Below are 26,583 nucleotides of genomic sequence, written 5' to 3' on the forward strand. Positions count from 1 at the left end.
CGTAGCTTCTCGACGCGGACTCGCCCCGCGTCTGGTCCCAGGGGGAGGGGATCGATGCGGGCCGATCCCGCCGACGCCGCTGCCGACATCTTCGAGGCCAACCGCGCCCGCGGCGCGGTGCGCTTCGACGTGCGGCTGCAGGACGGCATGACGCGGCGTCATCATCTGCATGAATCCGGCTCGCTGCGGGTGCGCTTTCCCTCGCCCGAGGACGACAGTCTGTCGGCGATGTTCGTCAATACCGCGGGCGGAATCGCCGGCGGCGATCGTTTCGCAATCGAGGTCGCGGCCGGCGAAGGCAGCCGCGTGACGCTCTCGAGCGCCGCAGCGGAAAAGGTCTACCGCGCGGCCGGAAAGCCGGCGGAGCTCGACATTGCGCTGACGGCCGCGGCGAACGCGCACATCTCCTGGCTGCCGCAGGAGACCATCCTGTTCGACCGCGCCCGTATCCATCGCCGCATCGACATCGACCTTGCCGATACCGCCTCCCTCCTGCTCTGCGAGATCGTCGTGTTCGGGCGCACAGCCATGGGGGAGACGATGCGGGAGGGCGAGTTCGTCGATCGCTGGCGGGTTCGGCGCGGCGGTAAGCTCGTGTTCGCCGAAACGATCCGCCTCGACGGCGACATCGGCGCAAAGCTTGCGCAGCCCGCCATCGCCAAGGGCGGCGCGGCGATCGGGACCGCGCTTATCGTGCCCGGGGACGCCGCGCTGGTCGAGCGTATCAGGGAGAGCCTGCCGGCCTTCCGGGGCGAGGCCGGGCTGTCGGCCTGGAATGGATTTGCAATGGCGCGCTTCTGTGCCCAAGATGCCGCGAGTCTGCGCGCCGACATGATGGCGGTGCTCGGCTGTGCTTCGAATAGGCCGCTGCCGCGGCTGTGGCTCAACTAGACGTTTACAAACCGACGATTACCAGAAGGCGATCACCAGAGAGTCCGCATGAACCTGTCTCCCCGCGAAAAGGACAAGCTCTTGATCTCGATGGCGGCCATCGTGGCCCGCCGCAGACTCGAGCGCGGCGTCAAGCTGAACCATCCCGAGGCGGTCGCGATCATCTCCGATTTCATCCTGGAAGGCGCGCGCGACGGCCGCACCGTGGCCGATTTGATGCAGGCCGGCGCCCAGGTCCTGACCCGCGACCAGGTGATGCTCGGCATCCCCGAGATGATCCACGACATCCAGGTCGAGGCGACGTTTCCGGACGGCACCAAGCTCGTCACGGTGCACGAGCCGATCCGGTGAAGCGAGCCCAACTCTTTCGGTCGTCATGCCCGGGCTTGACCCGGGCATCCACGCTGTTCGATCTGAATGGAAAAACGTGGATGGCCGGGTCAAGCCCGGCCATGACGCAGTGGAAACCTGCGAGGTAACTCATGATCCCCGGCGAACTCTTCATTCAGGACGGCGACATCGAGCTCAATGCCGGCCGCAAGACCGTGACGCTCTCGGTCGCCAACACCGGCGACCGCCCGATCCAGGTCGGCTCGCACTACCACTTCTTCGAGACCAATCCGGCGCTGAAATTCGACCGGAAAAAAGCCCGCGGCATGCGCCTCGACATCGCGGCCGGCACGGCCGTGCGTTTCGAGCCAGGCCAGACCCGCGACGTGCAACTGGTCGCGCTCGCCGGCAAGCGCACCGTCTACGGCTTCCGCGGCGACGTCATGGGCAAGCTGTAGACGATGCTGACCGGATTACGCCTCGTCTCCGAAGCCGCCGAACTGGCGGCGTGCCGTCATGCCGGCCAGCAGCGCAAGGGCCGCGACGAGGAGCCTTACATCAATCATCTCGCCGAGGTCGCGAACATCCTGTCGGCAACCTGCGACGGCGAGGACGCCGAGCTCGTCGCGGCCGGCTGGCTGCACGACACCATCGAGGACACCGACACCACCCACGACGAGCTGACGCAGCGCTTCGGCCCGCGCGTCGCCGGGATGGTGGAGGAGGTCACCGACGACATGACCCTGCCGAAGAGCGAGCGGCGCGCGGTCCAGGTCATCGCGGCTCCCGGCAAATCGGCTGGTGCTAAGCAGATCAAGATCGCCGACAAGATCAGCAATATCCGCGCGCGCATCTTCTTCGAGCCGGACCTCGAGCAGCAGTTGGAGCTGATGGAGTATCTCGGCTGGGCCGAGCAGGTCGTCGCCGGCTGCCGCGGCGTGAACGTGCGGCTCGATGCGCTGTTCGACGAGACGGTTGCCAACGCGCGGGGGACGCTGTGAGCGGTTCGCCAGCGTCTCGAAATCAAGACAAGCAGAGCTGAGTGGGGGCCATCGATGTCCGTCAAGATCAAGCGTTCCGTCTATGCCGACATGTTCGGCCCGACCACCGGCGACAAGGTCCGGCTCGCCGACACGGACCTGATCATCGAGGTCGAGAAGGACTTCACCACCTACGGCGAGGAGGTGAAGTTCGGCGGCGGCAAGGTGATCCGCGACGGCATGGGCCAGTCGCAGGCGACCAACAAGCAGGGCGCCGCCGACACGGTCATCACCAATGCGCTGATCGTGGATCACTGGGGTGTCGTGAAGGCCGACGTCGCGATCAAGGAAGGCATGATCTCTGCGATCGGCAAGGCCGGCAATCCGGACATCCAGCCCGGCGTCACCATCGTGATCGGCCCGGGCACCGACGTGATCGCAGGCGAGGGCAAGATCCTCACCGCCGGCGGCTTCGACAGCCACATCCACTTCATCTGCCCGCAGCAGATCGAGCACGCGCTGATGAGTGGCGTCACCTCGCTGCTCGGCGGCGGCACCGGCCCCTCGCACGGGACCTTCGCGACCACCTGCACGCCCGGCCCGTGGCACATCGGCCGGATGATGCAGTCGTTCGATGCGTTTCCTGTGAACCTCGGCATCTCCGGCAAGGGCAACGCCTCGCGCCCCGCGGCGCTGGTCGAGATGGTCAAGGCCGGCGCCTGTGCGCTGAAGCTGCACGAGGACTGGGGCACGACGCCGGCGGCGATCGACAATTGTCTCTCGGTCGCCGACGATTACGACGTCCAGGTGATGCTGCACTCCGACACGCTGAACGAGTCGGGCTTCGTCGAGGATACGATCAAGGCCTTCAAGGGCCGCACCATCCACGCCTTCCACACCGAAGGCGCCGGCGGCGGGCACGCGCCTGATATCATCAAGGTCGCCGGCCTGAAGAACGTGCTGCCGTCCTCGACCAATCCGACCCGGCCGTTCACGCGCAATACGATCGACGAGCATCTGGACATGCTGATGGTCTGCCACCATCTCGATCCGTCCATTGCCGAGGACCTCGCCTTTGCCGAAAGCCGCATCCGCAAGGAGACGATCGCAGCCGAGGACATTCTGCACGATCTTGGCGCGCTCTCGATGATGTCGTCGGATTCGCAGGCGATGGGCCGGCTCGGCGAGGTCATCATCCGGACGTGGCAGACCGCCGACAAGATGAAGAAGCAGCGCGGCGCGCTGCCGCAAGACAAGGGCAAGGACAACGACAATTTCCGCGTCAAGCGCTACATCGCTAAATACACGATCAACCCGGCGATCGCGCATGGCGTGTCGAAGCTGATCGGGTCGGTCGAAAAGGGCAAGCTCGCCGACCTCGTGCTGTGGTCGCCCGCCTTCTTCGGCGTCAAGCCGGACTGTGTCATCAAGGGCGGCACCATCGTCGCCGCGCCGATGGGCGATCCCAACGCCTCGATCCCGACCCCGCAGCCGGTGCATTACCAGCCGATGTTCGGCGCCTTCGGCAAGTCGCTGACGGCATCGTCCGTGATCTTCACCTCGAAGGCGGCCGTCACCGGCGGACTCGCCCGCAAGCTTGGCCTTTCGAAGAAGCTCTACGCAGTGCAGAACACCCGCGGCAGGATCTCGAAGAAGAGCATGATCCACAACGATGCGACGCCGAACATCGAGGTCGATCCGGAGACCTATGAGGTGCGCGCCGACGGCGAGCTCCTGACCTGCGAGCCGGCCGAGGTGCTGCCCATGGCGCAGCGCTACTTCATGTACTAAGCTTCCGCCCGGTACCAGAACCAGAAAAGTACCGGGAGGACGAGTTCGTGATCTATGTCGTTGCCACCTTGACCATCAAGCCCGAAACCCGTGCGGAATTCATCGCCGCTGCGACCGCCTGCATTGCGGGGACCCGCAAAGAACCCGGCAATATCGCCTATGATTTGCATGAGAGCGTCACCGATCCGAGCAAGATGGTGTTCGTCGAGCAGTGGGAGAACGCCGAGGCCTTGGTGCCGCACCGCGCGACCGAGCACATGAAGACGTTCGGGCGCGTCGCGGTCAAATGCATGTCGGCCCCGCCGAAGATCGAGATCATCACGCCTGAGAAGGTCGATGTCCGCTGAGCGGAAAAAGAGAATGAGGGTTTCAGCATGATCCGCGCGACACGCGTGTTTGGGCAGCATCGTTGGAAAGAGGCTGCCGCCGATTCCGTCCTGCTCGATTTCGACGACCGGCATCGGCGGCGGCTGGCCATGACCGGAACGCGCGGGTTGGAGTTCCTGCTCGACCTCGAGCACGCCACCGCACTGCGCGGTGGCGATGCGCTGGTGCTGGAGGACGGCCGGCTGATCGAGGTCGTCGCGGCGGCCGAGCCGCTGCTCGAGATCCGCGCCGCTGATCCGCATCACCTGGTGCGGCTGGCCTGGCACCTCGGCAACCGGCACCTGCCGACGCAGATCCTGGCCAAGAGCCTGCGCATCCGCCGCGACCACGTGATCGAGGCCATGGTCAAGGGTCTCGGCGCGCGTGTCATCGAGATCGAGGCGCCGTTCGATCCGGAAGGCGGTGCTTACGCCGAGCCGAGCCATGCGCATGGCGATGATGATCATGATCAACACGGCCACGATCATCATCACGATCATGCCGGGCACGATCATGCGCATCACGGCCATGACCACGGCCACGCGCATGATCATCACGTGCATGACGAGCACTGCGGCCATGACCATCACGATCACGGTCATTCCCATGCTCACGAGCACAAATGAGCCGGAGCTTCGGCCGGCCTCGATCAGCGCCGCGGATTCGGCCGCGCTGTATCGGCTGCTGACGTGGCTGTCGCCGGCGTTTCCGATCGGCGGCTTCTCCTATTCGAGCGGCATCGAATGGGCCGTCGAGGCGGGCGACATCGGCGATGCGGCGGGGCTGCGCGGCTGGCTTGCGACGATGCTGACCAATGGCTCCGGCTTCTGCGATGCGGCTTTCCTCGCGCACGCGTATCGCGCGGTCGAGCTGGACGACAGGACCAGCCTCCGCGAGGTGGCCGAGCTCGCGGCGGCTTTCGTACCGTCGCGCGAACGTCAGCTCGAAACCACCGCGCAGGGCCGTGCCTTCGTCGAGATCGCACGGTCAGCCTGGAACAGCGCAGGTCTCGACGAGGCGGTGGCGCAATGCGAGACGATCGTCTACCCGGTCGCCGTGGGGCTGGTCGGCGCGCTTCATGGCGTTCCTCTGGCGGCCCTGCTGCACGGCTTTCTGCACGCGGTCACGTCGAACTGGATTTCCGCCGGCAGCCGTCTCGTACCGTTGGGGCAGACCGACAGCCAGCGCGTGCTCGCCGCATTGGAACCTGTCGTCGCCGCGACGGCGGACCGCGCTCTGCTCGCCTCGCTCGACGACATCGGCGGCGCAACATTCCGCGCCGATCTCGCCAGCCTTCATCACGAGACGCAATATACAAGGCTGTTTCGGTCGTGATGAAGCGGGGCAAGGGTTGCTCCGATCACGGCCCCGCGCGGTCGCGCGAACGATAGAAGGGTAGATGACATGGCATCGTCTCACGGTCCGCTCCGCGTCGGCGTCGGTGGCCCGGTCGGATCCGGCAAGACTGCGCTGATGGATCTCCTGTGCAAATCGATGCGGGAGAACTACGACATCGCCGCGATCACCAACGACATCTACACCAAGTGGGACGCGGAGTTTCTCGTTCGCTCGGGATCGCTGACCCCGGATCGTATTGCCGGCGTGGAGACCGGCGGCTGTCCGCACACCGCGATCCGCGAGGACGCGTCCATGAACCTCGCAGCCGTGGCCGACATGCGCGCGAAGTTTCCTGGGCTCGACTTGGTGTTGATCGAGTCCGGCGGCGACAACCTCGCGGCAACGTTCTCGCCGGAACTGGCCGACATCACGATCTATGTCATCGACGTCGCGGCGGGCGACAAGATCCCGTCGAAGGGCGGGCCGGGTATCACCCGCTCCGACCTTCTGGTGATCAACAAGATTGACTTGGCGCCCCATGTGGGCGCTTCTCTGGAGAAGATGGAGACGGATGCCAAGCGCATGCGCGGCGCACGGCCCTTCGTCATGACCAACCTGAAGAAGAGCCAGGGGCTTGACCGGATCATCGGCTTCATCGAAGCCAAGGGCGGTCTGAAGCCGTCGGCCTGAGCGCGGGGACTGATCTGCGTCGCACGGCTCTTCGTTGCTCGATGCGTCTGCTGCAATGACCGACGCAAAAAAGCCTCATCCGGCCGGAACAACTTGAGCCCTCGGGTGTTGCCTCGACCCGGGGTGCGCCTTGCCCAAGGCGTCTCGGCGCCGATGCACCGGTATCCTGGGATCGCTATCCGCTGATCGCTCCGATCACTTCCGATCGCCCGAGGTGCGTCCTTGAGTTGCAGGCCCGGTTATTGGATGACTCGTCTCCTCCTTCGCCAACCCTTTACTTCAGAGTGAACGAGTGCTCCGGCTGGGTGTCATCATCGGTTTGATCGCGCTGCTCGGGACGGCGCTATCCGGCTTGGCTGCCTACCGCGTACATGACCAGGAGCTGGCGCTCGATCGCATTGCGCTGGCCCGCGCCATCGACGTCCATGCCAGCCTGGTGCAGGACCGGCTGACCGAACGTGAGCTGCTGGCCCGGGTGGCCTCCGGGCTGTTCCGCGCTCCCTCCGTGATCAAGGCCAACATGCTGGAGCCGCTGCGATCGTCGATCTACGCGTTCAAGACCGACTTCGTGGTGGCATCGTGGATCGCACGGCTGCGGCCGGATGAGCTCCCCATCGCGCAAGCCGAGCTGCGCCAGGCTGGCTTCCCGAATCCGACCATTCGCAATTTCGACGACATGCCGCTCGGGCCGAACGTCGATCGTCCGTTGGACGTTCTGATGGATCTCGAGCCACGCAATGCCGAGACCTCCAAGCTTCCCGGTATTGCCCTCGACCGGCAGCCGATCGTCGGACCGATGCTCGCGCGGGCCATGGCTGAGGGCAAGCCGGTTGCGTCCGATCCCACCCCGCTGGTGCGGAGCGATGGTCCGATCGGGATCGTGCTGGCAGCCCCGGTCGTCCCGCAAGGCGCGACTGCACCGGCGGGCTTCGTGACGTTTTCGTACGAGATCGGGCCGCTGCTGCTTACCAATGACGATCTGTCGTTGTTCTCGGTGGCGTTGAAGGACCCGCGCAACGCGTCGGACGAGCTGGTTGCCAATGATCAGGGAGCGGTGACGAGCCGGACCCGCGGGCCGGACGATCCTGCTCCGTCGTCGACCCGCACCGTGGCCTTCGGCAATCACGACTGGTCCTTGGTCTATTACGCCAAGAGCAATGCGGTCCGGCGTGCGCAACAGACCGCGGCGATCGTCGGCGTCATCGGGATGGCGCTCACCGGCATCATCTGCGGCCTGTTCGGCTACGTCGCCTACAACAATCTGCGCCTGAGCCGCGAAATCCAGGTGCGGATCGGCTTCGAGCGCCGACTGACGGCGGTCATCGACGAGCTGAACCACCGGGTCAAGAACATCCTGGCGGTGATCCAGTCCATCGTGACGCGAACGCTGCGTCATGGCAGCGACATGGACGTCGCGCGCGAGCTGCTGATCGGGCGGATCCATGCGATGTCGAACGTCGTCACGCTGCTCAGCGAGAGCCAGTGGCAAGGCGTGCAGCTGCGCGGGCTGTTCGAAGCTCGCGCCATCCCGCATGCCGAGAGGATTGCGGTCAACGGACCCGACATCACCGTGAGCGCGCGTGCCGCGCAGAGCCTTTCGCTGCTGTTCTTCGAACTCGCCTCGCACTCGGACGAGGGCCTCTCGCTGGTGGGAAAGCACCCGCACATCACCGCCAGATGGGAGGTGACGGGCGAAGAGCCGAATGCCGTCTTCCACTTCCGTTGGGAGGAATTGAATACCAGTGAAGCGACGCGGCGGCCCGACAGCGATTTCGGACTGATCCTGCTCGATCGCGTTGCGCCGGAAGCACTCGGTGGCACGTCAAAACGCTTCTTCACCGAGGCGAGCTATGTCTATGAGCTGACCGCTCCGATGGAGACCGTCATCGACATGACCGAGCGCGACCGCACCGAGCAGTTCTCCGCGCCGGTGCATCCGCCGCGATAGCTCGCCGGGCTCGTCAGTGAACAGGATATCAAGGCGCACGATGCCCGGCGAAACTGTTCAACAACAACAAGTTCAACAACAAGAAGAGGCGGCTCTTTCGGGAGCCGCCTCTTTGCTGGCTTGTTTGCGACGGCTTGGCTGATCAGCCGCCGCTGCCGCCGATCACCGCCCGCACGGTTTCGTCGGGGCCGAAATCCTCGGCGCCTTCGACATAGAGCAGCGCTGCCAGCTTCGAGCGCGCGCGGTTCACGCGGCTCTTGATGGTGCCCACCGCGCAGCCGCAGATCGCTGCCGCATCCTCGTAGGAGAAGCCCGATGCACCGACCAGGATCAGTGCCTCGCGCTGGTCCTGAGGCAGCTTCTCGAGTGCCGCACGGAACTCCTCGAACTCAAGATGCGCGCCCTGCGAGGGGTGCGTCTTGAGCGTCTTGGCGTAGTTGCCTTCGGCATCTTCCACTTCGCGCCGGCGTTTGCGGTAGTCGGAGCGGAACAGGTTGCGCAGGATCGTGAACAGCCAGGCAGGCAGATTCGATCCCGGTTGGAACGAGTCGATGTTGGCCAGCGCCCGGAGCAGGGTTTCCTGCACCAAGTCGTCGGCGCGATCGCTGTTACCACTTAAGGAAATCGCAAATGCGCGAAGGCTGGGGACGGCCGCGAGGATATCGTCCCGCAAGGAATCAGTGAGAGGCATTCACTCCCTCCCGTCGGTTTGGTCGTTGGATCCCCCGCCGTTTTCCACGTGGGACTGTGCTGCCGGCGCATCAAGCTTCCGCACCAACTCCGCGAAGCGGTCCGGCACTCCCTGACGGACGACGTCGTCGTACATCGCGCGGAGTTGATGACCGATCCTGGATTGAATTTCCGCGTTCAGTCCGCCGGGCTTGCGCGGTGCCGCATTCTTGCTGGCTTGAGACTTTACATCTTTCATGACCTTTTCCACGTTTCCCCGAGAGTTAAGTCCCTGAAGCTTCAAGAATTATTCTCGCCACCGAGAGGGTCTGCCGGGAACTAATGCGACGGGGCGACAAAAGTTCCACGGGTTTGGGGAACTTTTCGTCGGTTCGGGCGTAATCAGCCCATGATGGAACCCGGGCGGGAAGCCCAGATGACCGAATGGAGTGGGGATGAGCCGATCACAGCTTGTTGCTGAACATTTGCCGCTGTTGCGCCGGTATGCGAGGGCCCTCACTGGCAGCCAGGGTTCCGGAGACGCCTATGTCGGAGCGATGCTCGAGGCCCTGATTCAGGATCCGGCTCTGCTGGACGAGCGTTATGGACCGCGGGCTGCGCTGTTCCGGCTGTTCACGCAGATCTGGAACTCGGTGGCCCTCAACGACGACGCCGAAGTGGCGACCCTGCCGATGCCGCCGGAGCGGCGGCTCTCCAACATCACGCCCTTGCCACGCCAGGCCTTCCTGCTGCTCTCGCTCGAGGGTTTTCCCGAGGAGGAAGTGGCCTTCATCCTCGATATCGACGTTGCCGAAACCCGCCGGCTGGCGGATGCCGCCGGACGGGAGCTCGCTGCCGAAATCGCTACCGATGTGCTGATCATCGAGGACGAGACTTTCATCGCGATGGACCTCGAGAGCCTGGTCAAGAATCTCGGCCACAACGTCATCGGCGTGGCGCGAACCCATGCCGACGCGGTGGCTCTCGCCAAGAACAAGAAGCCCGGTCTGATCCTGGCTGATATTCAGCTCGCCGATGGTTCGTCCGGCCTGGATGCCGTGAACGAGCTGCTGCGCACCTTCGAGGTTCCGGTGGTCTTCATCACCGCCTATCCGGAGCGCTTCCTCACCGGTGAGCGGCCCGAGCCGGCGTTCCTGATCTCCAAGCCGTTCCAGCCGGCCATGGTGTCGGCAGTCGCCAGCCAGGCTCTTTTCTTCCAGCGCAACTCGCGCAACAGGATGCCCAAGCCGGCGGCCTGATCAAGCCGCGCGCACAACGTCGCCCCGGCGCGTTCCTCACGGAGCGCGCCGGATTTCGTTGCAGCATCGAAGACGAGATCAGCAGCCGCGGCACACGCCGTCGAGCCGTGCCTTCAGCGTCGCGTCATTCGGCTTGGTCTCTTGGAGCTTCAACGTTGTCTCCTCAAGCCGGATGATTGCGGACGTCCGTCGAGGCGCGAACACGATCGGCACGAGAAAAGTGAGATCGCCGTCCGCCAGTTCCGGCGGCGGTGGCGCAAATGGTTGGGCTCGCTCCACCATGGCGAGCGCTTCTTGGTCGAGCGCGGGGTCACCGGTCGTTTCGGCCAGCACCGCCGAGATCAGGTGGCCTTCGCGGTCGATGTGAAACAGGACCTTGGCCGTCCCGCCCTGATCCGAGGCCTGCAGCGGATAGCGACGCTGAACCTTCAATTGTGCGACGAGGTTCTTGATCCAAGTGTCCCTGGCGCCGTCGGCCGCTGCAATCCCGGGAAACAGGCAAACGAGAACCAGCGCCAGTCCAAACCCTCTCCATACGCCGACGCGATCCAGCGAGCTCAGCATCCCTGCCCCCACGCGCGCGGACCATGAACGCAGCCGCGCTGCTTCAACATATAACCGGGACGAAAAGGGGATAAAGCGCCGCGAATGTCGGGGCCGCGATCTGACCGGAAGGGCGGATCAGAAAAGAATGCGGGGCACCGCCGGCATCACCACGGCGGTGCCCCGCGTCGCCGGTCAATGGGGCAGGGGGAATAACCGGCTGCCGAGATGACGCGTGACCCGAAAAGTCGTTCCGTGTGAGACCGAATTTTTTGACGCCATAAAGCTGAAGAATGTCGCCGCAGTTTACACACGGTTAAGTGATTTGCCCGACCGAGAACCCGGTTCCTGCGACTTACGTTGGTATGCCGATCGCCTTGCGGCGAGGGGAGCAGAGACATGTCGCAGACCAAGAAAGTTGCCGTTTTGGGTTCGCTTGCGGCGTCCGCCATGCTCGTAGGCGCAATGCAACTGGCTTCCGGCCATGATCTTGGCGTCAGCCTGGCGGTTCAGAACACCACTCGCGAGACGATCGTCGCAACAGCGAATGACGTGAACCGGGCCGCCAAGTCTGACCGCGCCAACCAAAACGGTACTGCGGCGCCGTCACAGACTGTATCGATCAAGCTGGCTGCTTTCGCGGATACCTCCTTCCTGGTGCGGCTCCCCGTCACCCCCATGGGTGTAAGCGCGGGCTCCCCGCCGTCGCCGCAGGGATCGCAGCTCATCACCACCGGCAACGAGAAGGCCGCCAAGCACCCGGTGGCCTGCGAGCCGTCGGTGTCGGTGCTGACGGAGATCGCCAAGCGCCTGCAACCGGGACGGTGTGTGACTTAGCTACAGCAGCGCCGCGCCCGGTCCGAGGCGTAAGCAGGCGATCAACGCCGGGCAATGACGGTCGGGGCAGCCCTCACTCCGCAGGCGTTTGCTCCTCCACCGCTTGGCGGCTGACCATGAATCCGAGCGCCAGACCGCCGACAGCCAGAATGGGAATCAGCCGTTTGATGCCGATCATGCGGACGATCTGCAGGCCGCTCGCCAGCAACATCGGGTCTGCAAAAGCGGACTGGACTGCGGACCGCGCCGTTTCCGCGGTCCGCGCGGCACGGATCGCGATCGCGCGCTTGCGCGCCATGTAGCTCATTGCGGCGACCAACGTCACCACGAAGAAGATGGCGGCACCGGTGAGGCACGCGGCCACGAGCCCGTATCGATTCAGAACGGCGACGAAAGCTGCGGCGCACAGAAAGCTCGTGGTGACGAACAGTCCGACCGCTGCAGCGATCGCGAGCGACGTGAGCCGAACGGCATGCCCGGTCGATTCCTGGAAGTCCGCAATCAGGCGCTGCAGCATGTCAATACCCTCGGCGTCTCATTCTTCTGCGCAACAAACTCAAATCGGCGCCGAAGACGCGGCGCCGAAACAAGACAAGCCTCTGGATTTCAGGGGCCGCCGCTTAGCGTCTCCAAGCGGCGCCGATGAGGAATCCAAGTCCGAGCGCAAGACCCACGGTGGCAAGTGGGCGATGGGAGATCACGTCCTCGAGCCGCTCCTCGAGTGAGTTTGCGGCATCCTGGGCTGCACCAAACATCGCGGTGCCCCGCTCGGACATGTCGTCGAACGTCTGGTCCACGTTGTCGCGTGCCTGGCGATAGCCGCTGCGGGCCTGCTTGCTGGCCTGCCCCGCGAAAGCATTGAGCGCATCGGTGATCTGTTCGGTGAGGGCTGCGATATCGTTTTTCACGGCGTGGACATCCTTCTGCAGGCGTTCGTAGTTCGCTTTGTCGACGAGATCCTTCAGGGCGGTCTCACCGTCAGTCGGTGGCATGGCAAGCTCCCGGAGCAAGGTGATTGCGTCTGCTCGACAAACGCTGCGTCTCGGCCGAAGTTCCGACGGTGGAAACCGAATTAGTCTGACGGCAGTTGCGGCGAATCGTCCGGCAGCAGGTGCTCCTTCACGATGAGGGCGACGATCAGGAGCGGCGAGGCGAGGAAGGCTCCCATCGGGCCCCACAGCCAGGTCCAGAATGCCAGCGCGATGAACACCGCGAGTGCGTTGAGCGCAAGGTGCCTGCCGATGATGGTCGGCGTGACGAAGTGGCCTTCCATGAAGGTGATCACGGCGAAGATGGCGGGCGCGACCATGCCGGCGCTCAAGGTCGGGAATGCGATTGCGCCGACCAGGACGAGCACCGCGAACATCGCGATGGGCCCGATGATGGGGATGAAGTTCAGCGTCGCCGCAAGCGCCCCAAGGCCGGCGGGATTGGGCATGCCGGCGATGGCGCAGGCAAGGCCGGCTGCAATGCCGACACCGGTGTTGATGAGCGTCACCGTCAGGAGGTAGTTGCCGAGGTGCAGCTCGAGCTCGTTGAGGATGCGGAGCGTCCGCAGCCGGACCTCGTGATCACCAAAGGTCATGATCAGCGCCCGCCGTAGATCGCGCCAGCTTGCGATGAACAGCACGAGCGTGGCGAAGAACAGTAGGAATTCGGTGAAGGTCGGCGACAGGAATTCGATCGTCGGCTGAACCCAATCGAATTTGGGCAGCTCCAGGCTGGCCGAGGCCGGTGCGCTTCCGCCGCCGATGGCCGCCTGCATTTCGTGCCACAGCGCCAGCGGCCGATCGAAGACGTGCAGCTTCGACTTGAGCGTGGCGGCAAGCTCGGGAAGGCGATTGGTCCAGTCCAGCACCGGCGCCGAGATCAGGCCGATGATGAAGGCGAGCCCTGCCGCAACCGCGAGCACGATCAGCACGGCGCCCACACCGCGCGGCACGTGGAAGCGTTCGAGAAAGTTGGCGGCCGGCGACAGCATGGTGCCGACCACGAACGCCATCACGATCGGGAGAAAAAATCCCCGGGCGACATAGAGGACACCCGTCACGCAGACGGCCGTGAGGATGATGAGAGCGATGGCGACGACGTCAACCCGTCTGATCACGGAAGGTAATTCTTGGCGACTTTCATTCAGGGCTGAATCGTCGTTCCCGCTGGCGAGCAGCCGCTCGGTGGGAAGTACACGCACCATGAATCTCCCGATCGAGTCGTTCGCGCACAGCTCGCGTGACTTGTCATCTAACAGCCGGGGGGGCATCCGGTTCCGTCGCGCAAACGTGAGAGCTCACACGCTTGACTGACGCAGGGCGACCACACCGAAGCCGGAACTACGACGAGACGTTCGGCGTTTGGAAGGTAATCACGCATCGCACCGCGATGCTCGCATGACAGGGGCATTCCATGACACAGCTCGCTTCCGGCCATCGCCGCAATTCGCGGCGGACGGCTTCGCTGATCGCCGGCGTCGCGGTCCTCTTGCTCGCAGGTGCAACTGCATCTCACGCCCAGATTCTCGGATATGCGTCGGTCGAGCAGCAGGCATTTCCGCCGGACGAGGCGACGGCATCTGCGGTGCAGGATGAGGACAGCCGGCTGCCGGACCGTCTGCGCCGCACGATCGTCAACCTCGATACGCGGGAAGCGCCGGGGACGATCATCATCGATACGAGCAACACCTATCTGTACTACGTGCTCGGCGGCGGCCGTGCATTGCGCTACGGCGTCGGCGTCGGGCGCGAAGGCTTCACCTGGGCCGGCGTGCAGACCGTGACACGCAAGGCGGAGTGGCCGGACTGGCATCCGCCGGCGCAGATGATCGCGCGGCAGCCCTATCTGCCGCGTTTCATGGCCGGCGGCCCGGGCAATCCGCTCGGCGCGCGGGCCATGTATCTCGGCTCCAGCGAGTATCGCATCCACGGCACCAACGATCCCACGACAATCGGCAAATTCGTGTCGTCGGGCTGCATCCGCCTGACCAATGAGGACGTCTCCGACCTGTTCAGCCGGGTGCAGGTGGGGACGAAGGTCGTCGTGCTGCCGAAAGCCGCCTCGCTGCAGGCGCGCACCAATGCCGGCCGTGCGCCGCGCGTGACGTCGCTGCCGTCGGGGCGGCAGGCGATGTCGCTGCCGGTTGCGGCCGTCAATTAAGCGGGGAGTTGTGTCATGAACGGCCGACGTGCCCTCGCTGCCACCGCAGTGGCAACCATGGCAACCGCGGGCGCGTTGGCAGCGCCGACCACGGCGGGAGCGCAGGATTTTATCTCCGCGCTGTTCGGCGGCTTCAATGCGCCGCAGCGCCAAGCGCCCCGGATGCCGTTCGCCGACGAGGCGCCGCCGGTGCAGCGTCCAGCGCCGCGCAGCCAGCCGGTCTATTCCGGTGGCGGCAGCACCGCGTGGTGCGTGCGCACCTGTGATGGCCGCTATTTCCCGCTCGGCGCCACCGGTGACCAGAGCAAGGAGGCCGCCTGCAACAGCTTCTGCCCGGCGGCCAAGACCGAGATCGTCTATGGCAGCTCGATCGACGGCGCCGAGACGGATGGCGGCAAGCCGTATTCGGCGCTGCCCAACGCATTCAAGTATCGCACCGAAATCGTCGACGGCTGCACCTGCAACGGCAAGGACCATTTCGGCCTCGCCAAGGTGTCGATCGCCAACGATCCGACCTTGCGCAAGGGTGACGTCGTTGCCAGCGACGACGGCCTCAAGGTCACCAACCGGACCAGCAGCGGCAAGCGCGCCGAGCTGAACTTCTCGCCGGCGCCCGCGGCGCTGCGCGCGAAGTATGAGCGCGCGCCGGTGATGGCGTCCGACTGATCCTGCGAGACCGTCAGGCGGCGCGGATCTTGCTGAGGAAGTCCCTGACCAGATGACCAAGATTTCTGCTCTGGCTCTCCAGCGTCTCTGAGGCATTGCGCACGTTGTCGGCGGCGGCCGCAGCCGCGTCTGCGTCCGACTTCACGCCGGTGATGTTGTCGGAGACGTTCTTGGTGCCATCTGCAGCGAACTGGGTGCTGCGCGAGATCTCCTGTGTCGCCGCGCCTTGCTCCTGCACGGCAGCGGCGATCGCGGTCGCCACCTCGTTGACCTCGCCGATGATGCCGCCGATCCGCTTGATGGCGTCGATCGCGTCATTGGCGACACGTTGAATGTCGGCGATCTGCTCGGAAATCTCGTCGGTCGCCTTCGCGGTCTGGCTCGCGAGCGTCTTCACCTCGGAGGCGACGACGGCGAAGCCCTTGCCGGCCTCGCCGGCGCGCGCCGCCTCGATGGTGGCATTCAGCGCCAGCAGATTGGTCTGCGAGGCGATGCTGTTGATCAGCCCGACAACCTCGCCGATCCGGTTCGCCGATTGCGCCAGCCCCTGCACCGTGTCGTCGGTCATGCGGGCCTGTTCGACCGCGCGGCTGGCGATGCCGGCGGCATGGGAAGCCTGCTTGGAGATGTCCGCGATCGACGCATTCAGCTCCTCCGCCGCGGAGGCGACCGTCTGCACGCTCATCGAGGCGTCGTTCGAAGCCCTCGCGGCGACCTCGGCGCGGGTGTTGGTTTGCCGCGACACGTTGGTGAGGCCGGCCGACGTGGCCTGCATGTCGGTGGAGGCCTGGCCGAGCTGCTCCAGCGACCCGCGCACCAGACTTTCGAACTCCGCGACGTAGGACTCGATCGCGCGCTGGCGCGCAACTGTCGCGGCGTTGCGCTCGCGCTCCTGGGCCTCGATCGCGAGCTTGTCCTTGGCCTGCTGCTTGAACGTCTCGAGCGCGTTGGCAAGCGCGCCGATCTCGTCCTGCCGCTGGGTGTAGCCGGTGTCGACGCCGAGATCGCCGCCCGCGACCGCGAGCATGGCATCGCGCATCCGGTGCAGCGGCCGGATCACCCGGCCGCTCACGGCGGCGATCGCTGCGCCGCCCAGTGCGACGGCCAGGAGCAGTAGCGTCAGCTGGAGCATCAGAGACTCCATCGCCGTGCTCTGCTGCGCGCTGGAATGGTCCTTGGCCGCGTCGAGCGCCGCCTCGGCCAGGGCGACCGCGCTCGTCATCTTGTTCACGGAGAACGGACTCCACTGATATGGCGTCAGCTCGGGCTTCTCGCCCTTTTGCACCGCTGCCAGCAGACGTTCGCGCAGGCCGGCATACTCCGGCGTGAAATAGGCCTGCTCCGTGCCCGACATCGCTGCGGAGAGCGCCGGCGGCAAGCTCATGCCGGAGGTGGCGAGCTGGACCGCCTTCCACGCGGCATCGACGCCGCCGACCTGCTTGGTGTAGGCCAGCACCGCTTCGGGCGACACCTTGCCGGCCGTCAGCGCATTGCTGACGACGAGCGATGCTTCACCAGCCGTGTTGCGCATCAGCCAGGCCATCTGCTTGATCATCAATAGCTGATCGACGGTCGCACTCTGATGATTGACGCTGGCGGCGATATTGACCGTGATCTTGTCGAGCAGGACCAGCAGCGCGTCGAACGTCTCGCCATACTCCTTGGGCAGGCCGGCGCGGCGGGCCGCCTTCGGCTTGACGATCTCGGTCCAGAACTCGCTGTGCTCCGCGGTCAGCGTCTTGTTGAGCCGGTCGAGGTCGGCAACCAGGCTCTGGTTCTGTTGGAAGTCGATGCCTTGCAGCAGATCGAGACTGCGGTCCAGCGCAGGGACGTAGATGCCACGGGCGGAGCGCAGGAATTTCTCGGTGTCGCCGTCCATGGCCTGATCGGCATTCAGCACGCGGATCGTGGTCGAACGATCGCTGCGCATGCTGTTCATGGCCTTGAACAAGACGCCCGAGACTTCGGCAACGCGTGCGATCCGCTGGGCAGATTGCAGCCTGCTCCAGGAATTCCAGGCGTTCAGCGAGAAGAGGGCGACGACGGCGAGGGCGGCGGTGGCGATGACCGTCTTCAGCAATGAAGAAATGGTCAGGCGATTCAACATTTTGATCTCCGGTTCCCGGCATTCGACCGCAAACCGGTAAAGAACTGAATGCGAGGTGGGTCCGTGGAACTACGGAGAAAACGGAGTGGCCAAAGTTCCGACCCGGGAACTGCAAGCCGCCGAGCGGGTTAGCTCCACAGCGCCAGCGCATTCTTCATCTCCCAGGGGACTCCCATGCTCATCAGTGCTCTCGTCACCTTCCTCGTCGTCATCCTCATTCTGTATTTGATCAATCTGTTGCCGATCGACGGCCGGGCCAAGCAGATCTGCCGCGTCGTCGTGATCGTGCTCGGCGTGATCTCGCTGCTTCGCTACATCGCGGTCATATGATCTGAGGATCATGTTACCTCTCGCTGATCAAAAAAAGCCCCGGCGGATCGCCGGGGCTTTGTGACGTCGGGCCTAAGCCTTCTCGTTCTGCTTGGCCTCGCGCCGCCGCGCGGTGAGGATGTACTCGGTGTAGCCGTTCGGCTGGGTGCGGCCCTCGAACACGAGGTCGCAGGCTGCCTTGAAGGCGACGCCGTCGAACGACGGCGCCATCGGCTGATACAGCGCGTCGCTGGCGTTCTGCTTGTCGACGACGACGGCCATGCGCTTCAGCGAATCCATCACCTGCTCCTTGGTGACGACCCCATGGTGAAGCCAGTTGGCGAGATGCTGGCTGGAGATCCGCAAGGTGGCGCGGTCCTCCATCAGGCCGACGTCGTGGATATCAGGCACCTTGGAGCAGCCGACGCCCTGGTCGATCCAGCGTACGACATAGCCGAGGATGCCCTGGCAGTTGTTGTCGATCTCCTGGCGCACGTCGTCCGGTGCCCAGTTCGACTGCGACACCGGAATGGTGAGGATGTCGCCGAGCTTGGCGCGCGGTCCGCCCTTGGCGAGCTCGTCCTGGCGGGCGTGCACGTTGACCTGGTGATAGTGCAAGGCGTGCAGCGTCGCTGCTGTCGGCGACGGCACCCAGGCGGTGGTGGCGCCCGCCTGCGGGTGGCCGACCTTCTGCGCCAGCATGTCCGCCATCTTGTCCGGCGCCGCCCACATGCCCTTGCCGATCTGGGCATGGCCGGGCAGGCCGTCGATCAGGCCCATATCGACGTTCCAGTCCTCATAGGCCTTGATCCAGGGCTGCGCCTTCATCTCGTTCTTGCGGATCATCGGACCCGCTTCCATCGAGGTGTGGATCTCGTCGCCGGTGCGGTCGAGGAAGCCGGTGTTGATGAAGACGATGCGCTTGGACGCCTGCTGGATGCAGGCCTTGAGGTTGACCGTGGTGCGGCGCTCCTCGTCCATGATGCCGACCTTCATGCTGTTTTCGGGCAGGCCGAGCAGCTTCTCGACGCGCGAAAACAGCTCGACCGTGAGCGCCACCTCGTCCGGGCCGTGCATCTTGGGCTTGACGATGTAGATCGAGCCGGTGCGGCTGTTCTTAACCTTGGAGTTGCTCTTGAGGTCGTGGATCGCCAGGAGGCCGGTGACGGCGGCATCGAGAATGCCCTCCGGCACCTCCTCACCCTTGGCGTCGAGCACGGCGTCGGTGAACATGTGGTGCCCGCAATTGCGGATCAGCAGCAGGCTGCGGCCGTGCAAGGTGAGCGTCCCGCCGGACGGCGTGGTGTAGCTGCGGTCGCTGTTCAGCGCGCGGGTGAGCGTCTTGCCGCCCTTCTCGAAATCGGCCGACAGCGTGCCGTTCATCAGGCCGAGCGTGTTGCGGTAGACCAGCACCTTGTCCTCGGCGTCGACGGCGGCGACCGAGTCCTCCATGTCGAGGATGGTCGAGACTGCGGCCTCCAGGATCATGTCGGAGACGCCGGCCGGATCGTCCTTGCCGATGATGTGGCTGCGGTCGATCACGACCTCGACGTGGAGGCCGTTGTTGGCGAGCAGGACCACGGAGGGGGCGTCGGCCGAGCCCTGGTAGCCGGCGAACTGGTCGGCGTTCTTGAGCGCGGTGGCGTTGCCGCTCTTCAGCTTGGCGGAGAGCTGGCCGGCGATCACGCTGTAGGCGGTCACGTCGGTGTGGCTGCCGGTGGCGAGCGGTACGGCGGCGTCGAGGAACGCCTTGGCCTTGGCGATCACCTTGTCGCCGCGGGCCTTGTTGTAGCCCTTGCCGGACTCGCTCGGATCGTGCGGGATGGCGTCGGTGCCGTAGAACGCGTCATACAGCGAGCCCCAGCGCGCATTCGCCGCGTTGAGCGCGTAGCGGGCATTGGTCAGCGGCACCACCAGCTGCGGGCCGCAGATCTTGCCGATCTCCTCGTCCACATTGGCGGTCTCGACCTTGTGGGTCGCGGGCTCCGGCAGCAGGTAGCCGATCTCCTTCAGGAACGCGGTGTAGGCGCCGAGGTCGAAGGCCTTGCCCTTGTTGGCGAGGTGCCAAGCGTCGATCTTGTCCTGCAGGGCATTGCGGAGGGCGAGCAACTCGCGGTTCTTCGGGGCGAGATCGCGCAGGATCGCGCTGAGGCCGGCCCAGAATGCGTCCGGATCGATCCCGGTCTTCGGCGTGGCCTCCTTGGCGATGAAGTCGAACAAGACGGGGGCGATCTTCAGTCCATGGGCGTCGATACGAGTCATGATGAGACGTTTCTCTCGAATAAGGGCGACGTTGCGCGTGTCTTGGCGTGCTGAAATGGCCGCCTCGAAGGCGGCGTGTGCAGTGCATTTAGCGCCAAAGCGGGGGCCACGAAAGGGGGGAGGGGTATCGCAGTTGGTCGGGGGGCAGCGGACAGGCGGGCTGGTTCCGGGCGGAGTGATGCCAAGTAATTTCGCAGGACCGCCTCAGAGTTCGGCCGCGAGCCCACAACCGTGCGGAGCTCTCGGATCGGGCACGCTGCGACCCTCCCCTGGAGGGGGAGGGTCGACCCGCAACGAGCGAAGCGAGATGCGAGGCGGGGTGGGGTGATCTCTCCACGAGCGCCGGTGCGCGTGGCATCACCCAACCCCGCCGCGCATCGCTGCCGCGACGCGCGCCGACCCTCCCCCTCCAGGGGAGGGTGACAACGCAAAGCGTGCCGCAAATGGCGTTCCGAGGTACACCAAACGGCTGCGGACAACTCAACGAAGGTGATCGCTCGTGGAGGTGATGGCTCATGCGACTTCGTCCTCGCGGCGCGTGATCGCGTCCGAGCTTTGCTGACGTGCCGCCCCTCGATGACGAGAGGCGCAGGGAAGGCCGGGTGCAGGCTGCACCCATGGCCCGCCTGCAGAAAAAAATGCAGGCGGCAGGAACCACAGGTACGAGCCGGACATCCGGCCTTCCCTGCGCGATGGCTCTACGGTTGCTCCGTGGTCTCCCCGGTGCGCCGGGCTTTCTGGTCGCCGTTGCCCGCGCGACGCATTGGCGTCATCGCAAGCGTGGCATCAGCATCGGGATGCCAGGACCCCACGGCTTGGCCGTGCGCCTCGGGACTGTCCGTCGACATGATTGCTCACGCCGCAGCCCAAAGCGCCCACCGCATCCCGCACCCGACGTCCGTGACGGTCGCGAACTGTCCCTCGTGTGGGACGGGATGCGCAGAGATAAGCATGAATTCGGAAAAAAGGAAAGAGGAATATTTTTGGGCCGAGGACTGGATAGGGCAAATCAGCTTGGCCGGACGAGGGAAACAGGCTTTTCCGTGCGAGAGGTACGCGTTGAAATCTGTAGCACCTGGTGCTATATAAAACCATGGCTGGCCAATTCAAGCGAGTTTTCAAAACCGCATGGTTCTCGAAGGCGGCACGCAAGGCTCGTATCAGGGACATCGAGCTCTGCGAGGCCGTCGAGGCAGTCATCAAGGGCCAGGCTGACGATCTGGGAGGTGGGGTCTTCAAGAAGCGTCTGAACAAGAACATGCACCGGAGCATCATCCTCGCCAAGAGCGGTCGATACTGGATCTACGAATATCTATTCGCCAAGAAGGATAGAGCGAACATCGACGATGATGAGCTGGAAGACTTCCGAACTCTCGCAAAGAGCTATACCGCATTGAATAGCGCACAACTCGCGCAACTCCTGGCGGACGAAGACTTGGTGGAGATCTGTCATGACGAAAAAAAATAGGTTCAAGAGCGACCTCTCGGAAGCGCTTCATTCGTCCGCCACGATGCTTCACAAAGTCGGCGCGCTCGACAAGGCGACGATGCGGGACTTCGATTCCCGTCATCTAGCCGTCGCCAGTGAAATGAAGCCTGCTCAGATCAAGCGGCTCCGTGAGGCCAACAATGTCAGTCAGCCGGTGTTCGCCCGATATCTCAATACGAGCGAAAGCACCATCGAGAAATGGGAGACTGGAGCCAAGCGGCCGAGCGGCATGGCGCTCAAGCTGCTGACAATCGTCCAGAAGCACGGGTTGAAGATCCTCGCCTGATGCAGTCAGTACCTCGTGGCGGGCGGCTAAACCAGCGTGAACGGGGCGATATATAGGTCTGGCCTTCGGTATCGCTGTTGCTGATACGGAGCTACACGTGTTCCGCACTTTCCGAGCCTGCCTTGCGAGCCTCCGGCGGCGGAAGCGGCTGTTCAGGGAGTACGACGTCGTTCGTCTTCGGAGGTTGGTGCCAACCATACCTCTTCCGATCGGCGCGCAAGGTACCATCGTGATCGATCATCGTTCCAGGCCGCCGGCATATCTGGTCGAGTTCTTTTCTGACGGAGAGCATGCCGGGCTTTATGACGTCGTGCCTGAGGACATCGAGTTGATGATCCCATACGAAGGATGGTTCGTGAAGGGGAGCGCGCGTGAGCTCTCGCGACACGCGGTGCCTGCTCGAAGTGATTGGCGACTGAAATGATCGGCGCGCGTCGTCTCGCCGGCTCTACGGTCTGTGGAGTTTGCAGCGCAATCTTGCTTACTCAAGCGGGCCTCAAATAGAGTATTCTCGCAGCAGACTCGATAAATTGTAGAAATTGACAATGCGCGCCAGAATCTTGAGTGAAATAGAGAGACTTGCGGAGGCTAACGGCGGTCAGGCTCAAGGTGTTCGCGCGTTCGAGAGCGCAACCGGCATTACCGAGGGGACTTGGCGCGGCCTGTATTGGGCTCGTTGGAGTGATGCCCTAGCCGAGGCTGGCTACGCGGCGAACAAGTTTCAAGGTAAGTCTGAGGCCGATCATATTCTGGCGAGCTTCGTGGAAGCGGCCCGATACTATAAGCGGCTGCCGACCATTATGGAAATTCGGATGTTCAGGCGGCAGCGCGAGGACTTCCCGAACGAGAAGGCAATCCACTCTTATTTTGGATCAAAAGAGGGATTGATCTCGAACCTCAGGGCATGGTTGGAGGGCAGGTCGGGATACGACGATATCGTCCAGATGCTCGGCCAGAAAGTGGAGGCCGAAACTCCGACCAACTCGAGGGAAGGTCTAGTTTACCTCATAAAATCCGGTACCCACTACAAAATTGGCCGCAGCGATGAATTGGAACGCCGAGTCAAAGAAATTCGTATCGCTCTTCCCGAAGCCGCAACGCTTGTTCACTCGATCCGCACCGATGATCCCGCAGGCATCGAGGCATATTGGCATCGTCGCTTCGTAGACAAGCGAGCGAACGGTGAGTGGTTTAAGCTGACTAACGCGGACGTAGCGGCGTTTAAGAAGCGAAGATACCAGTAGCGCATCATCGTCAGGCACTGGATGTCGCCCCGTTCATCCCGGCTACGCGCCGTTGTGAGGCCACCGCCTGAGCCGTGCCGCCTCGACCAGCATTCCGATCGTCAAGGGCTGCCGTAGGTGGCGCAAGCTGAGAAGCCGTAGGACAAACCCGGTCAACGTGAAGCCCTCCGGTCCAAAATGACGGTCGAACGCGAAGTCGGGCAGGTCGACTTCGAACTGCCGTTGAAATGCAAGCAGGAATTCGCGCGCATCCTCGCCGTCCACGCCGAGGTCGCGGGCGACGTCGGTCTCGTCGAAGAGCGGCCTGCGCGTCGTCGTCTGCGCCGCGACGAACTGCAGGACGGATTGACGGAGCAGGTCTGTTGTCTGTTGCATCATCTCGTGCCTGACTCTGCATGCTGCCACGCGCCGACTGCCAAAGTCGCTTTTGCCCTCCTACGCAACAATGGATCTATGCCCACGCCATCCCAATCACGATGGCCGGACCGTCGCTTTCCTTGTTGGATCCCTTGGTCACGGGCCTCCGGACGCTTGTGCCGCGCTCGCGCCGATGCCGGCCATCCAAGCGGCGCGCCGCTGTCGCCAGGCTGTTCGCCAGGCGTCCGATCGACGCGGTCGCCTGCTTGATGAGAAACAGGATCGTCGTGAGGCGGCTGAGGATGCCGACCAGGAGCAGGACGGAGAAGACATCGATATAGGCCAGGATATCGCCGACCAGCATCAATTCGGGCGGGATCGGAATGCTGTGATAATATGCCACAACGAGGATGATGACCGGCAGGAAGGCGATGATCCGCCGCAGCGTCAGCCGGTCCAGGAAGGCCGCGAGCTGGACGACAAAGACGTCCCACAACCAGTCACCCAGGAGGGCGGGTCTGTCGATCGTCCATGTCCGCCAAAGCGCCTTCCACATCGAGCGACTCCATATGCGAGATAGGGCAAGCACTCGCAAGATAGCATGCGTTGCGATGCGCGGATCTCTCCGGGATGTCGCATGTCCAACCGGCGGGCGGTGTGAATCGCCGTTGCTGTGGCTACAACGCGCCGAAGGTGACGAGCCGGAGCTTCAACCAATTCGAGGGCGGCACATCGCTGGCTTGTCCGATCGGCCCAGTTGCGATCGACGGCCGTATGCTTCCGTCCTGCTCCCCTCATGCCCTTGACGGCGCCAGGCGGAATTCGACCACGTCCTCGGCCGTGGACAGGTCGCGCGCCATCTGGGCGGTCTCGAACCGGCCGGCGGCCTGCAGCACCAGCTCGAAATGGAATTGCCGCTTCGCCTCGCTGTATTCGTAGCACCAGTCCAGCACGTCGAAGCCATAGGCCCGCATGCATTCGCGCAGTTCGGCCTCGCTCGGTTGCAGGCCATGGCGATAGACGACCGACAGCGACAGCGTGGTCTGATGCGGCAGCCATTGTTCGACCTTGCCGAGCAGGGTCATCGCGGCCAGGGACAGTGCCGTGGCGCAAAGCGCGGTGCCGTAGAAGCCGATGCCGATGATGATGCCGATCGCCGATGTCATCCAGATCGAGGCGGCCGTCGACACGCCGCGGATGGTGAAGCCGTCCTTGATGATGACGCCGGCGCCGAGGAAGCCGATGCCGGTCATCAGGCCCTGGATCACGCGCGTCGGATCGGAGACGGTCGGCGACACCGCCATGCCGCCATACCAGCTGCCGGGAAAGCCGTTGATCGCCGTCAACAAGGTCGATGCGACGCAAACCAGCGCGTAGGTCCGCATGCCGGCCGCGCGTCCGTGATAGGTGCGCTCGTAGCCCAGCAGCAGGCCGACGGCCGCTGCACCCATCAGGTGCAGCAGCAGAATCCCGTTCGTCTCCAGTTCTGCCCTCGACCAATAGGCCGCCAGATGCTCCATCCTGCGCCTCGACAGCGTTGCTGCGCGTGCCGTGAACTGTGCGGATCAAGTGCTAATTTCTGCTTGCAGATCGTACGGCGGCCCCATGGGCAGGCTTGGCGTCCAAGAGCGAACCGGCGCACTCCTCCGTAGTTCTTCGGGCAGAAGGTGACCACGCTTGGCTGCGGCTGTCGCTCTGCTCGCCGATGTCGCGGGTGACGTCACGAGGCCGAATTTGAGCCAGGCTGCGGGCGGCACCTCGGGTGAGGCGTGTGCGGTCGACGATGTCGATCAAGCCGGGGTCGATGGCCCTCTCGCGCAAGATAGTGCGACCTGCTCGCCATGAGACGTGGTCAGGCCGGCACGATGCTGTCGCTCGATCCCGCCCGCGCCGATTCATTGCCCCCGCACAGTCCCACTTCGGACGTAAAAGCTATCGATAACGACTTGCATCTAGCAGGGGTGGGGGGAGGCGCATCATGTCGTTCACTGGGCTGCGGTCGGTCGTCCTGTGTCTCGGCCTGCTCGCCTTGCCCGCCCTAGCAGCCGACAAGTCGACAGCACCGTACCTGCACGCGGCTGAGGGACGCGCGGTTGAGAGAAAGCCGACCTTGCTTCAGATGCTCGTAGCTGCGTTGAAGCCGAAATCCGTCCACGCGGCCGAGACGGCGCACAGGCCCAGGGTCAGGCACGTTGCCACGGCAGCAAGGAAGCGGAAGGCCCCGCCCGCCGCTGCAGCGACCGAGCCGCCCGTGGCGCCGCCCACCACGGTTGGGGCGGCCGCGACTCCGCCTGCACCCCTCTCCGAGGCGGACCCCGCCGCGAAGGGGCTGGCGCTGTTCAACGACGTGAGCCTGTCGGACGGTGGCAAGGCGTCCTGCGCCACCTGCCACTTCTCGACCGGGCATACCAACAACAAGACCTATGTCGGCCTCGATGTGGTCGCCGACGGCGATCCCAATGGCCGGAATACGCCGACCCTGTGGGGCGTCGGCGAGCGCTCGGTGTTCGGCTGGGCCGGCCAGGCGCCGACCTTGGAAGACAGCATCCGCGGCATCATCGTCAACCGCATGAAGGGCCCGGAGCCAGCGAAGGAGACGCTGGCGGCGCTGGTCGCCTATGTGCGGACGCTGAACTATCCGGCGAACTGGCAGGTCAAGGACGACGGCACGCCGAGGGACGATGCCAGCGCGGCCGTGAAGCGCGGCTATGAGCTCTATGTCGGCGATGGCGGCTGCGGCACCTGCCACGTGCTGCCGAGCTTCGACAAGAAGAGCCGGGACGACATCGGCACCGGCGGCAAGTTCAAGGTGCCGACCCTGCACGCGGCCGCGTCGACCGCACCGTATTTCCACGACGGCCGCACTGCCTCGCTGCGCGACGCGGTCAAGCTGATGTGGGAGGTCTATGCCAAAAAGATGGATTCGCGGCTGCCGACCGACGCCGAGCTCGACGATCTCACCGCCTATGTTGGGGCGCTCTGACGCGGCGGGCTCGTCCATCTCTCAACCGTCATCGCGAGCCGCATCGCGGCGACGCGATCCAGGGCGACCAGACGAGATGTGAGATCCT

General features: G+C 64.3%; 31 protein-coding genes. 20 read left to right on the top strand and 11 right to left on the bottom strand.

The annotated features are described in order from the left end of the window. Nucleotides 1-54: 54 nt before the first annotated feature. The 10 genes from QX132_RS27495 to QX132_RS27540 all read left to right on the top strand — a co-directional run bounded on the left by QX132_RS27495 (nt 55) and on the right by QX132_RS27540 (nt 8,334). Complete coding sequence (locus QX132_RS27495; protein WP_316163330.1) at nt 55-891, top strand: urease accessory protein UreD; 837 nt, start codon at nt 55-57, stop codon at nt 889-891. A 48-nt stretch (nt 892-939) separates the two neighbouring features. Beyond that, nucleotides 940-1,242 carry an urease subunit gamma gene (locus QX132_RS27500; protein WP_315734589.1) on the top strand — a complete coding sequence of 101 codons (303 nt, stop codon included), beginning with the start codon at nt 940-942 and terminating at the stop codon, nt 1,240-1,242. 131 nt (nt 1,243-1,373) lie between these two features. Then, entirely contained in the window at nt 1,374-1,679 is a 306-nt protein-coding gene (locus QX132_RS27505) for an urease subunit beta (RefSeq protein ID WP_315783675.1), read from the top strand. A gap of 3 nt (nt 1,680-1,682) precedes the next feature. Next, the gene (locus QX132_RS27510; protein WP_316163331.1) at nt 1,683-2,222 is read left to right on the top strand and encodes an HD domain-containing protein; all 540 of its coding nucleotides are present in this window, start codon (nt 1,683-1,685) and stop codon (nt 2,220-2,222) included. Nucleotides 2,223-2,276: 54 nt separating this feature from the next. Then, nucleotides 2,277-3,992, top strand: coding sequence for an urease subunit alpha (gene ureC, locus QX132_RS27515; RefSeq protein ID WP_315775470.1), 1,716 nt, complete (start codon nt 2,277-2,279; stop codon nt 3,990-3,992). 47 nt (nt 3,993-4,039) lie between these two features. Further along, entirely contained in the window at nt 4,040-4,339 is a 300-nt protein-coding gene (locus QX132_RS27520) for a putative quinol monooxygenase (RefSeq protein WP_315734580.1), read from the top strand. Between the two features lie 27 nt (nt 4,340-4,366). Beyond that, a complete protein-coding gene (locus tag QX132_RS27525; RefSeq protein ID WP_316163332.1) occupies nt 4,367-4,984 on the top strand; it encodes an urease accessory protein UreE in 618 nt (205 codons plus the stop codon). Beyond that, entirely contained in the window at nt 4,965-5,693 is a 729-nt protein-coding gene (locus tag QX132_RS27530) for an urease accessory protein UreF (RefSeq protein ID WP_409998891.1), read from the top strand. Before QX132_RS27525 ends, QX132_RS27530 begins: the two co-directional genes overlap by 20 nt. A 69-nt stretch (nt 5,694-5,762) precedes the next feature. Next, nucleotides 5,763-6,386: an urease accessory protein UreG gene (ureG, locus tag QX132_RS27535; protein WP_315753407.1), complete on the top strand. Its 624-nt coding sequence runs from the start codon at nt 5,763-5,765 to the stop codon at nt 6,384-6,386. Nucleotides 6,387-6,678: 292 nt separating this feature from the next. After that, nucleotides 6,679-8,334 carry an HWE histidine kinase domain-containing protein gene (locus QX132_RS27540; RefSeq protein ID WP_315813394.1) on the top strand — a complete coding sequence of 552 codons (1,656 nt, stop codon included), beginning with the start codon at nt 6,679-6,681 and terminating at the stop codon, nt 8,332-8,334. Between the two features lie 142 nt (nt 8,335-8,476). Here the strand turns inward: QX132_RS27540 and QX132_RS27545 are convergent, their stop codons facing one another. Beyond that, on the bottom strand, nt 8,477-9,025 hold the full coding sequence (locus tag QX132_RS27545) for a sigma-70 family RNA polymerase sigma factor (RefSeq protein ID WP_006612137.1): 549 nt from the start codon (nt 9,023-9,025) through the stop codon (nt 8,477-8,479). Further along, nucleotides 9,026-9,262, bottom strand: coding sequence for a NepR family anti-sigma factor (locus QX132_RS27550; RefSeq protein ID WP_315734569.1), 237 nt, complete (start codon nt 9,260-9,262; stop codon nt 9,026-9,028). A 196-nt stretch (nt 9,263-9,458) separates the two neighbouring features. Between QX132_RS27550 and QX132_RS27555 the strand changes: the two genes are divergently transcribed. After that, the gene (locus QX132_RS27555) at nt 9,459-10,262 is read left to right on the top strand and encodes a response regulator (RefSeq protein WP_315713838.1); all 804 of its coding nucleotides are present in this window, start codon (nt 9,459-9,461) and stop codon (nt 10,260-10,262) included. Between the two features lie 78 nt (nt 10,263-10,340). Here the strand turns inward: QX132_RS27555 and QX132_RS27560 are convergent, their stop codons facing one another. Next, nucleotides 10,341-10,826 carry an energy transducer TonB gene (locus QX132_RS27560; protein WP_316163333.1) on the bottom strand — a complete coding sequence of 162 codons (486 nt, stop codon included), beginning with the start codon at nt 10,824-10,826 and terminating at the stop codon, nt 10,341-10,343. A gap of 378 nt (nt 10,827-11,204) precedes the next feature. On the opposite strand from QX132_RS27560, the gene QX132_RS27565 reads away from it, so the two are divergent. Beyond that, the gene (locus tag QX132_RS27565) at nt 11,205-11,642 is read left to right on the top strand and encodes a hypothetical protein (RefSeq protein ID WP_316163334.1); all 438 of its coding nucleotides are present in this window, start codon (nt 11,205-11,207) and stop codon (nt 11,640-11,642) included. Between the two features lie 73 nt (nt 11,643-11,715). Here QX132_RS27565 and QX132_RS27570 read toward each other — a convergent pair whose 3' ends face one another. The 3 genes from QX132_RS27570 to QX132_RS27580 all read right to left on the bottom strand — a co-directional run bounded on the left by QX132_RS27570 (nt 11,716) and on the right by QX132_RS27580 (nt 13,833). Continuing rightward, nucleotides 11,716-12,159, bottom strand: a complete 444-nt coding sequence (locus QX132_RS27570; protein ID WP_316163335.1) for a hypothetical protein — start codon at nt 12,157-12,159, stop codon at nt 11,716-11,718. Nucleotides 12,160-12,262: 103 nt separating this feature from the next. Next, complete coding sequence (locus QX132_RS27575) at nt 12,263-12,634, bottom strand: YqjD family protein (protein WP_315734561.1); 372 nt, start codon at nt 12,632-12,634, stop codon at nt 12,263-12,265. A gap of 80 nt (nt 12,635-12,714) precedes the next feature. Then, nucleotides 12,715-13,833 carry an AI-2E family transporter gene (locus QX132_RS27580; protein WP_316163336.1) on the bottom strand — a complete coding sequence of 373 codons (1,119 nt, stop codon included), beginning with the start codon at nt 13,831-13,833 and terminating at the stop codon, nt 12,715-12,717. Nucleotides 13,834-14,045: 212 nt separating this feature from the next. Here QX132_RS27580 and QX132_RS27585 point away from each other — a divergent pair, with 212 nt between their 5' ends. Both QX132_RS27585 and QX132_RS27590 read left to right on the top strand, forming a co-directional pair. Next, nucleotides 14,046-14,792 (top strand): L,D-transpeptidase, encoded by a 747-nt coding sequence (locus QX132_RS27585; protein ID WP_316163337.1) that lies wholly within the window; start codon nt 14,046-14,048, stop codon nt 14,790-14,792. Between the two features lie 15 nt (nt 14,793-14,807). Further along, the gene (locus tag QX132_RS27590; RefSeq protein ID WP_316163338.1) at nt 14,808-15,458 is read left to right on the top strand and encodes a DUF2865 domain-containing protein; all 651 of its coding nucleotides are present in this window, start codon (nt 14,808-14,810) and stop codon (nt 15,456-15,458) included. A gap of 13 nt (nt 15,459-15,471) precedes the next feature. Here QX132_RS27590 and QX132_RS27595 read toward each other — a convergent pair whose 3' ends face one another. Then, a complete protein-coding gene (locus QX132_RS27595; protein WP_315772599.1) occupies nt 15,472-17,565 on the bottom strand; it encodes a HAMP domain-containing methyl-accepting chemotaxis protein in 2,094 nt (697 codons plus the stop codon). A gap of 174 nt (nt 17,566-17,739) precedes the next feature. Here QX132_RS27595 and QX132_RS27600 point away from each other — a divergent pair, with 174 nt between their 5' ends. Next, the gene (locus tag QX132_RS27600; protein ID WP_315734551.1) at nt 17,740-17,895 is read left to right on the top strand and encodes a Thivi_2564 family membrane protein; all 156 of its coding nucleotides are present in this window, start codon (nt 17,740-17,742) and stop codon (nt 17,893-17,895) included. 72 nt (nt 17,896-17,967) lie between these two features. Here the strand turns inward: QX132_RS27600 and QX132_RS27605 are convergent, their stop codons facing one another. Then, nucleotides 17,968-20,136 (bottom strand): malate synthase G, encoded by a 2,169-nt coding sequence (locus QX132_RS27605; RefSeq protein ID WP_316163339.1) that lies wholly within the window; start codon nt 20,134-20,136, stop codon nt 17,968-17,970. 1,093 nt (nt 20,137-21,229) lie between these two features. Here QX132_RS27605 and QX132_RS27610 point away from each other — a divergent pair. The 4 genes from QX132_RS27610 (at nt 21,230) to QX132_RS27620 (ending at nt 23,155) form a co-directional block, all read left to right on the top strand. Beyond that, nucleotides 21,230-21,604 carry a type II toxin-antitoxin system RelE/ParE family toxin gene (locus tag QX132_RS27610; protein ID WP_316163340.1) on the top strand — a complete coding sequence of 125 codons (375 nt, stop codon included), beginning with the start codon at nt 21,230-21,232 and terminating at the stop codon, nt 21,602-21,604. After that, on the top strand, nt 21,588-21,911 hold the full coding sequence (locus tag QX132_RS27615) for a DNA-binding transcriptional regulator (RefSeq protein WP_315734545.1): 324 nt from the start codon (nt 21,588-21,590) through the stop codon (nt 21,909-21,911). The genes QX132_RS27610 and QX132_RS27615 overlap by 17 nt, the downstream gene beginning before the upstream one ends. Nucleotides 21,912-22,008: 97 nt before the next feature. Next, on the top strand, nt 22,009-22,335 hold the full coding sequence (locus tag QX132_RS33090; protein ID WP_410052899.1) for a DUF4926 domain-containing protein: 327 nt from the start codon (nt 22,009-22,011) through the stop codon (nt 22,333-22,335). Nucleotides 22,336-22,456: 121 nt separating this feature from the next. After that, a complete protein-coding gene (locus QX132_RS27620) occupies nt 22,457-23,155 on the top strand; it encodes a GIY-YIG nuclease family protein (protein ID WP_316163341.1) in 699 nt (232 codons plus the stop codon). A 42-nt stretch (nt 23,156-23,197) separates the two neighbouring features. Here QX132_RS27620 and QX132_RS27625 read toward each other — a convergent pair whose 3' ends face one another. The 3 genes from QX132_RS27625 to QX132_RS27635 all read right to left on the bottom strand — a co-directional run bounded on the left by QX132_RS27625 (nt 23,198) and on the right by QX132_RS27635 (nt 25,032). Further along, on the bottom strand, nt 23,198-23,533 hold the full coding sequence (locus tag QX132_RS27625) for a DUF1493 family protein (protein ID WP_316163342.1): 336 nt from the start codon (nt 23,531-23,533) through the stop codon (nt 23,198-23,200). 73 nt (nt 23,534-23,606) lie between these two features. Then, on the bottom strand, nt 23,607-24,068 hold the full coding sequence (locus QX132_RS27630) for a hypothetical protein (RefSeq protein ID WP_315734538.1): 462 nt from the start codon (nt 24,066-24,068) through the stop codon (nt 23,607-23,609). A gap of 238 nt (nt 24,069-24,306) precedes the next feature. Next, the gene (locus tag QX132_RS27635) at nt 24,307-25,032 is read right to left on the bottom strand and encodes an MgtC/SapB family protein (protein ID WP_315734536.1); all 726 of its coding nucleotides are present in this window, start codon (nt 25,030-25,032) and stop codon (nt 24,307-24,309) included. 458 nt (nt 25,033-25,490) lie between these two features. Between QX132_RS27635 and QX132_RS27640 the strand changes: the two genes are divergently transcribed. Beyond that, the gene (locus QX132_RS27640; RefSeq protein WP_316163343.1) at nt 25,491-26,495 is read left to right on the top strand and encodes a cytochrome-c peroxidase; all 1,005 of its coding nucleotides are present in this window, start codon (nt 25,491-25,493) and stop codon (nt 26,493-26,495) included. Nucleotides 26,496-26,583 lie beyond the last annotated feature (88 nt).

This window comes from Bradyrhizobium sp. SZCCHNRI20481, assembly GCF_032485055.1.
In the GTDB taxonomy this organism is placed as follows: Bacteria; Pseudomonadota; Alphaproteobacteria; order Rhizobiales; family Xanthobacteraceae; genus Bradyrhizobium.

What these genes read in the sequence shown, in the direction of transcription:
- QX132_RS27495 (WP_316163330.1), top strand. Translation starts at nt 55, where the DNA reads ATGCGGGCCGATCCCGCCGACGCCGCTGCCGACATCTTCGAGGCCAAC.
- QX132_RS27500 (WP_315734589.1), top strand. Translation starts at nt 940, where the DNA reads ATGAACCTGTCTCCCCGCGAAAAGGACAAGCTCTTGATCTCGATGGCG.
- QX132_RS27505 (WP_315783675.1), top strand. Translation starts at nt 1,374, where the DNA reads ATGATCCCCGGCGAACTCTTCATTCAGGACGGCGACATCGAGCTCAAT.
- QX132_RS27510 (WP_316163331.1), top strand. Translation starts at nt 1,683, where the DNA reads ATGCTGACCGGATTACGCCTCGTCTCCGAAGCCGCCGAACTGGCGGCG.
- ureC (WP_315775470.1), top strand. Translation starts at nt 2,277, where the DNA reads ATGTCCGTCAAGATCAAGCGTTCCGTCTATGCCGACATGTTCGGCCCG.
- QX132_RS27525 (WP_316163332.1), top strand. Translation starts at nt 4,367, where the DNA reads ATGATCCGCGCGACACGCGTGTTTGGGCAGCATCGTTGGAAAGAGGCT.
- QX132_RS27530 (WP_409998891.1), top strand. Translation starts at nt 4,965, where the DNA reads ATGCTCACGAGCACAAATGAGCCGGAGCTTCGGCCGGCCTCGATCAGC.
- ureG (WP_315753407.1), top strand. Translation starts at nt 5,763, where the DNA reads ATGGCATCGTCTCACGGTCCGCTCCGCGTCGGCGTCGGTGGCCCGGTC.
- QX132_RS27545 (WP_006612137.1), bottom strand. Translation starts at nt 9,025, where the DNA reads ATGCCTCTCACTGATTCCTTGCGGGACGATATCCTCGCGGCCGTCCCC.
- QX132_RS27550 (WP_315734569.1), bottom strand. Translation starts at nt 9,262, where the DNA reads ATGAAAGATGTAAAGTCTCAAGCCAGCAAGAATGCGGCACCGCGCAAG.
- QX132_RS27555 (WP_315713838.1), top strand. Translation starts at nt 9,459, where the DNA reads ATGAGCCGATCACAGCTTGTTGCTGAACATTTGCCGCTGTTGCGCCGG.
- QX132_RS27560 (WP_316163333.1), bottom strand. Translation starts at nt 10,826, where the DNA reads ATGCTGAGCTCGCTGGATCGCGTCGGCGTATGGAGAGGGTTTGGACTG.
- QX132_RS27565 (WP_316163334.1), top strand. Translation starts at nt 11,205, where the DNA reads ATGTCGCAGACCAAGAAAGTTGCCGTTTTGGGTTCGCTTGCGGCGTCC.
- QX132_RS27570 (WP_316163335.1), bottom strand. Translation starts at nt 12,159, where the DNA reads ATGCTGCAGCGCCTGATTGCGGACTTCCAGGAATCGACCGGGCATGCC.
- QX132_RS27575 (WP_315734561.1), bottom strand. Translation starts at nt 12,634, where the DNA reads ATGCCACCGACTGACGGTGAGACCGCCCTGAAGGATCTCGTCGACAAA.
- QX132_RS27585 (WP_316163337.1), top strand. Translation starts at nt 14,046, where the DNA reads ATGACACAGCTCGCTTCCGGCCATCGCCGCAATTCGCGGCGGACGGCT.
- QX132_RS27590 (WP_316163338.1), top strand. Translation starts at nt 14,808, where the DNA reads ATGAACGGCCGACGTGCCCTCGCTGCCACCGCAGTGGCAACCATGGCA.
- QX132_RS27595 (WP_315772599.1), bottom strand. Translation starts at nt 17,565, where the DNA reads ATGTTGAATCGCCTGACCATTTCTTCATTGCTGAAGACGGTCATCGCC.
- QX132_RS27600 (WP_315734551.1), top strand. Translation starts at nt 17,740, where the DNA reads ATGCTCATCAGTGCTCTCGTCACCTTCCTCGTCGTCATCCTCATTCTG.
- QX132_RS27605 (WP_316163339.1), bottom strand. Translation starts at nt 20,136, where the DNA reads ATGACTCGTATCGACGCCCATGGACTGAAGATCGCCCCCGTCTTGTTC.
- QX132_RS27610 (WP_316163340.1), top strand. Translation starts at nt 21,230, where the DNA reads ATGGCTGGCCAATTCAAGCGAGTTTTCAAAACCGCATGGTTCTCGAAG.
- QX132_RS27615 (WP_315734545.1), top strand. Translation starts at nt 21,588, where the DNA reads ATGACGAAAAAAAATAGGTTCAAGAGCGACCTCTCGGAAGCGCTTCAT.
- QX132_RS27620 (WP_316163341.1), top strand. Translation starts at nt 22,457, where the DNA reads ATGCGCGCCAGAATCTTGAGTGAAATAGAGAGACTTGCGGAGGCTAAC.
- QX132_RS27625 (WP_316163342.1), bottom strand. Translation starts at nt 23,533, where the DNA reads ATGATGCAACAGACAACAGACCTGCTCCGTCAATCCGTCCTGCAGTTC.
- QX132_RS27630 (WP_315734538.1), bottom strand. Translation starts at nt 24,068, where the DNA reads ATGTGGAAGGCGCTTTGGCGGACATGGACGATCGACAGACCCGCCCTC.
- QX132_RS27635 (WP_315734536.1), bottom strand. Translation starts at nt 25,032, where the DNA reads ATGGAGCATCTGGCGGCCTATTGGTCGAGGGCAGAACTGGAGACGAAC.
- QX132_RS27640 (WP_316163343.1), top strand. Translation starts at nt 25,491, where the DNA reads ATGTCGTTCACTGGGCTGCGGTCGGTCGTCCTGTGTCTCGGCCTGCTC.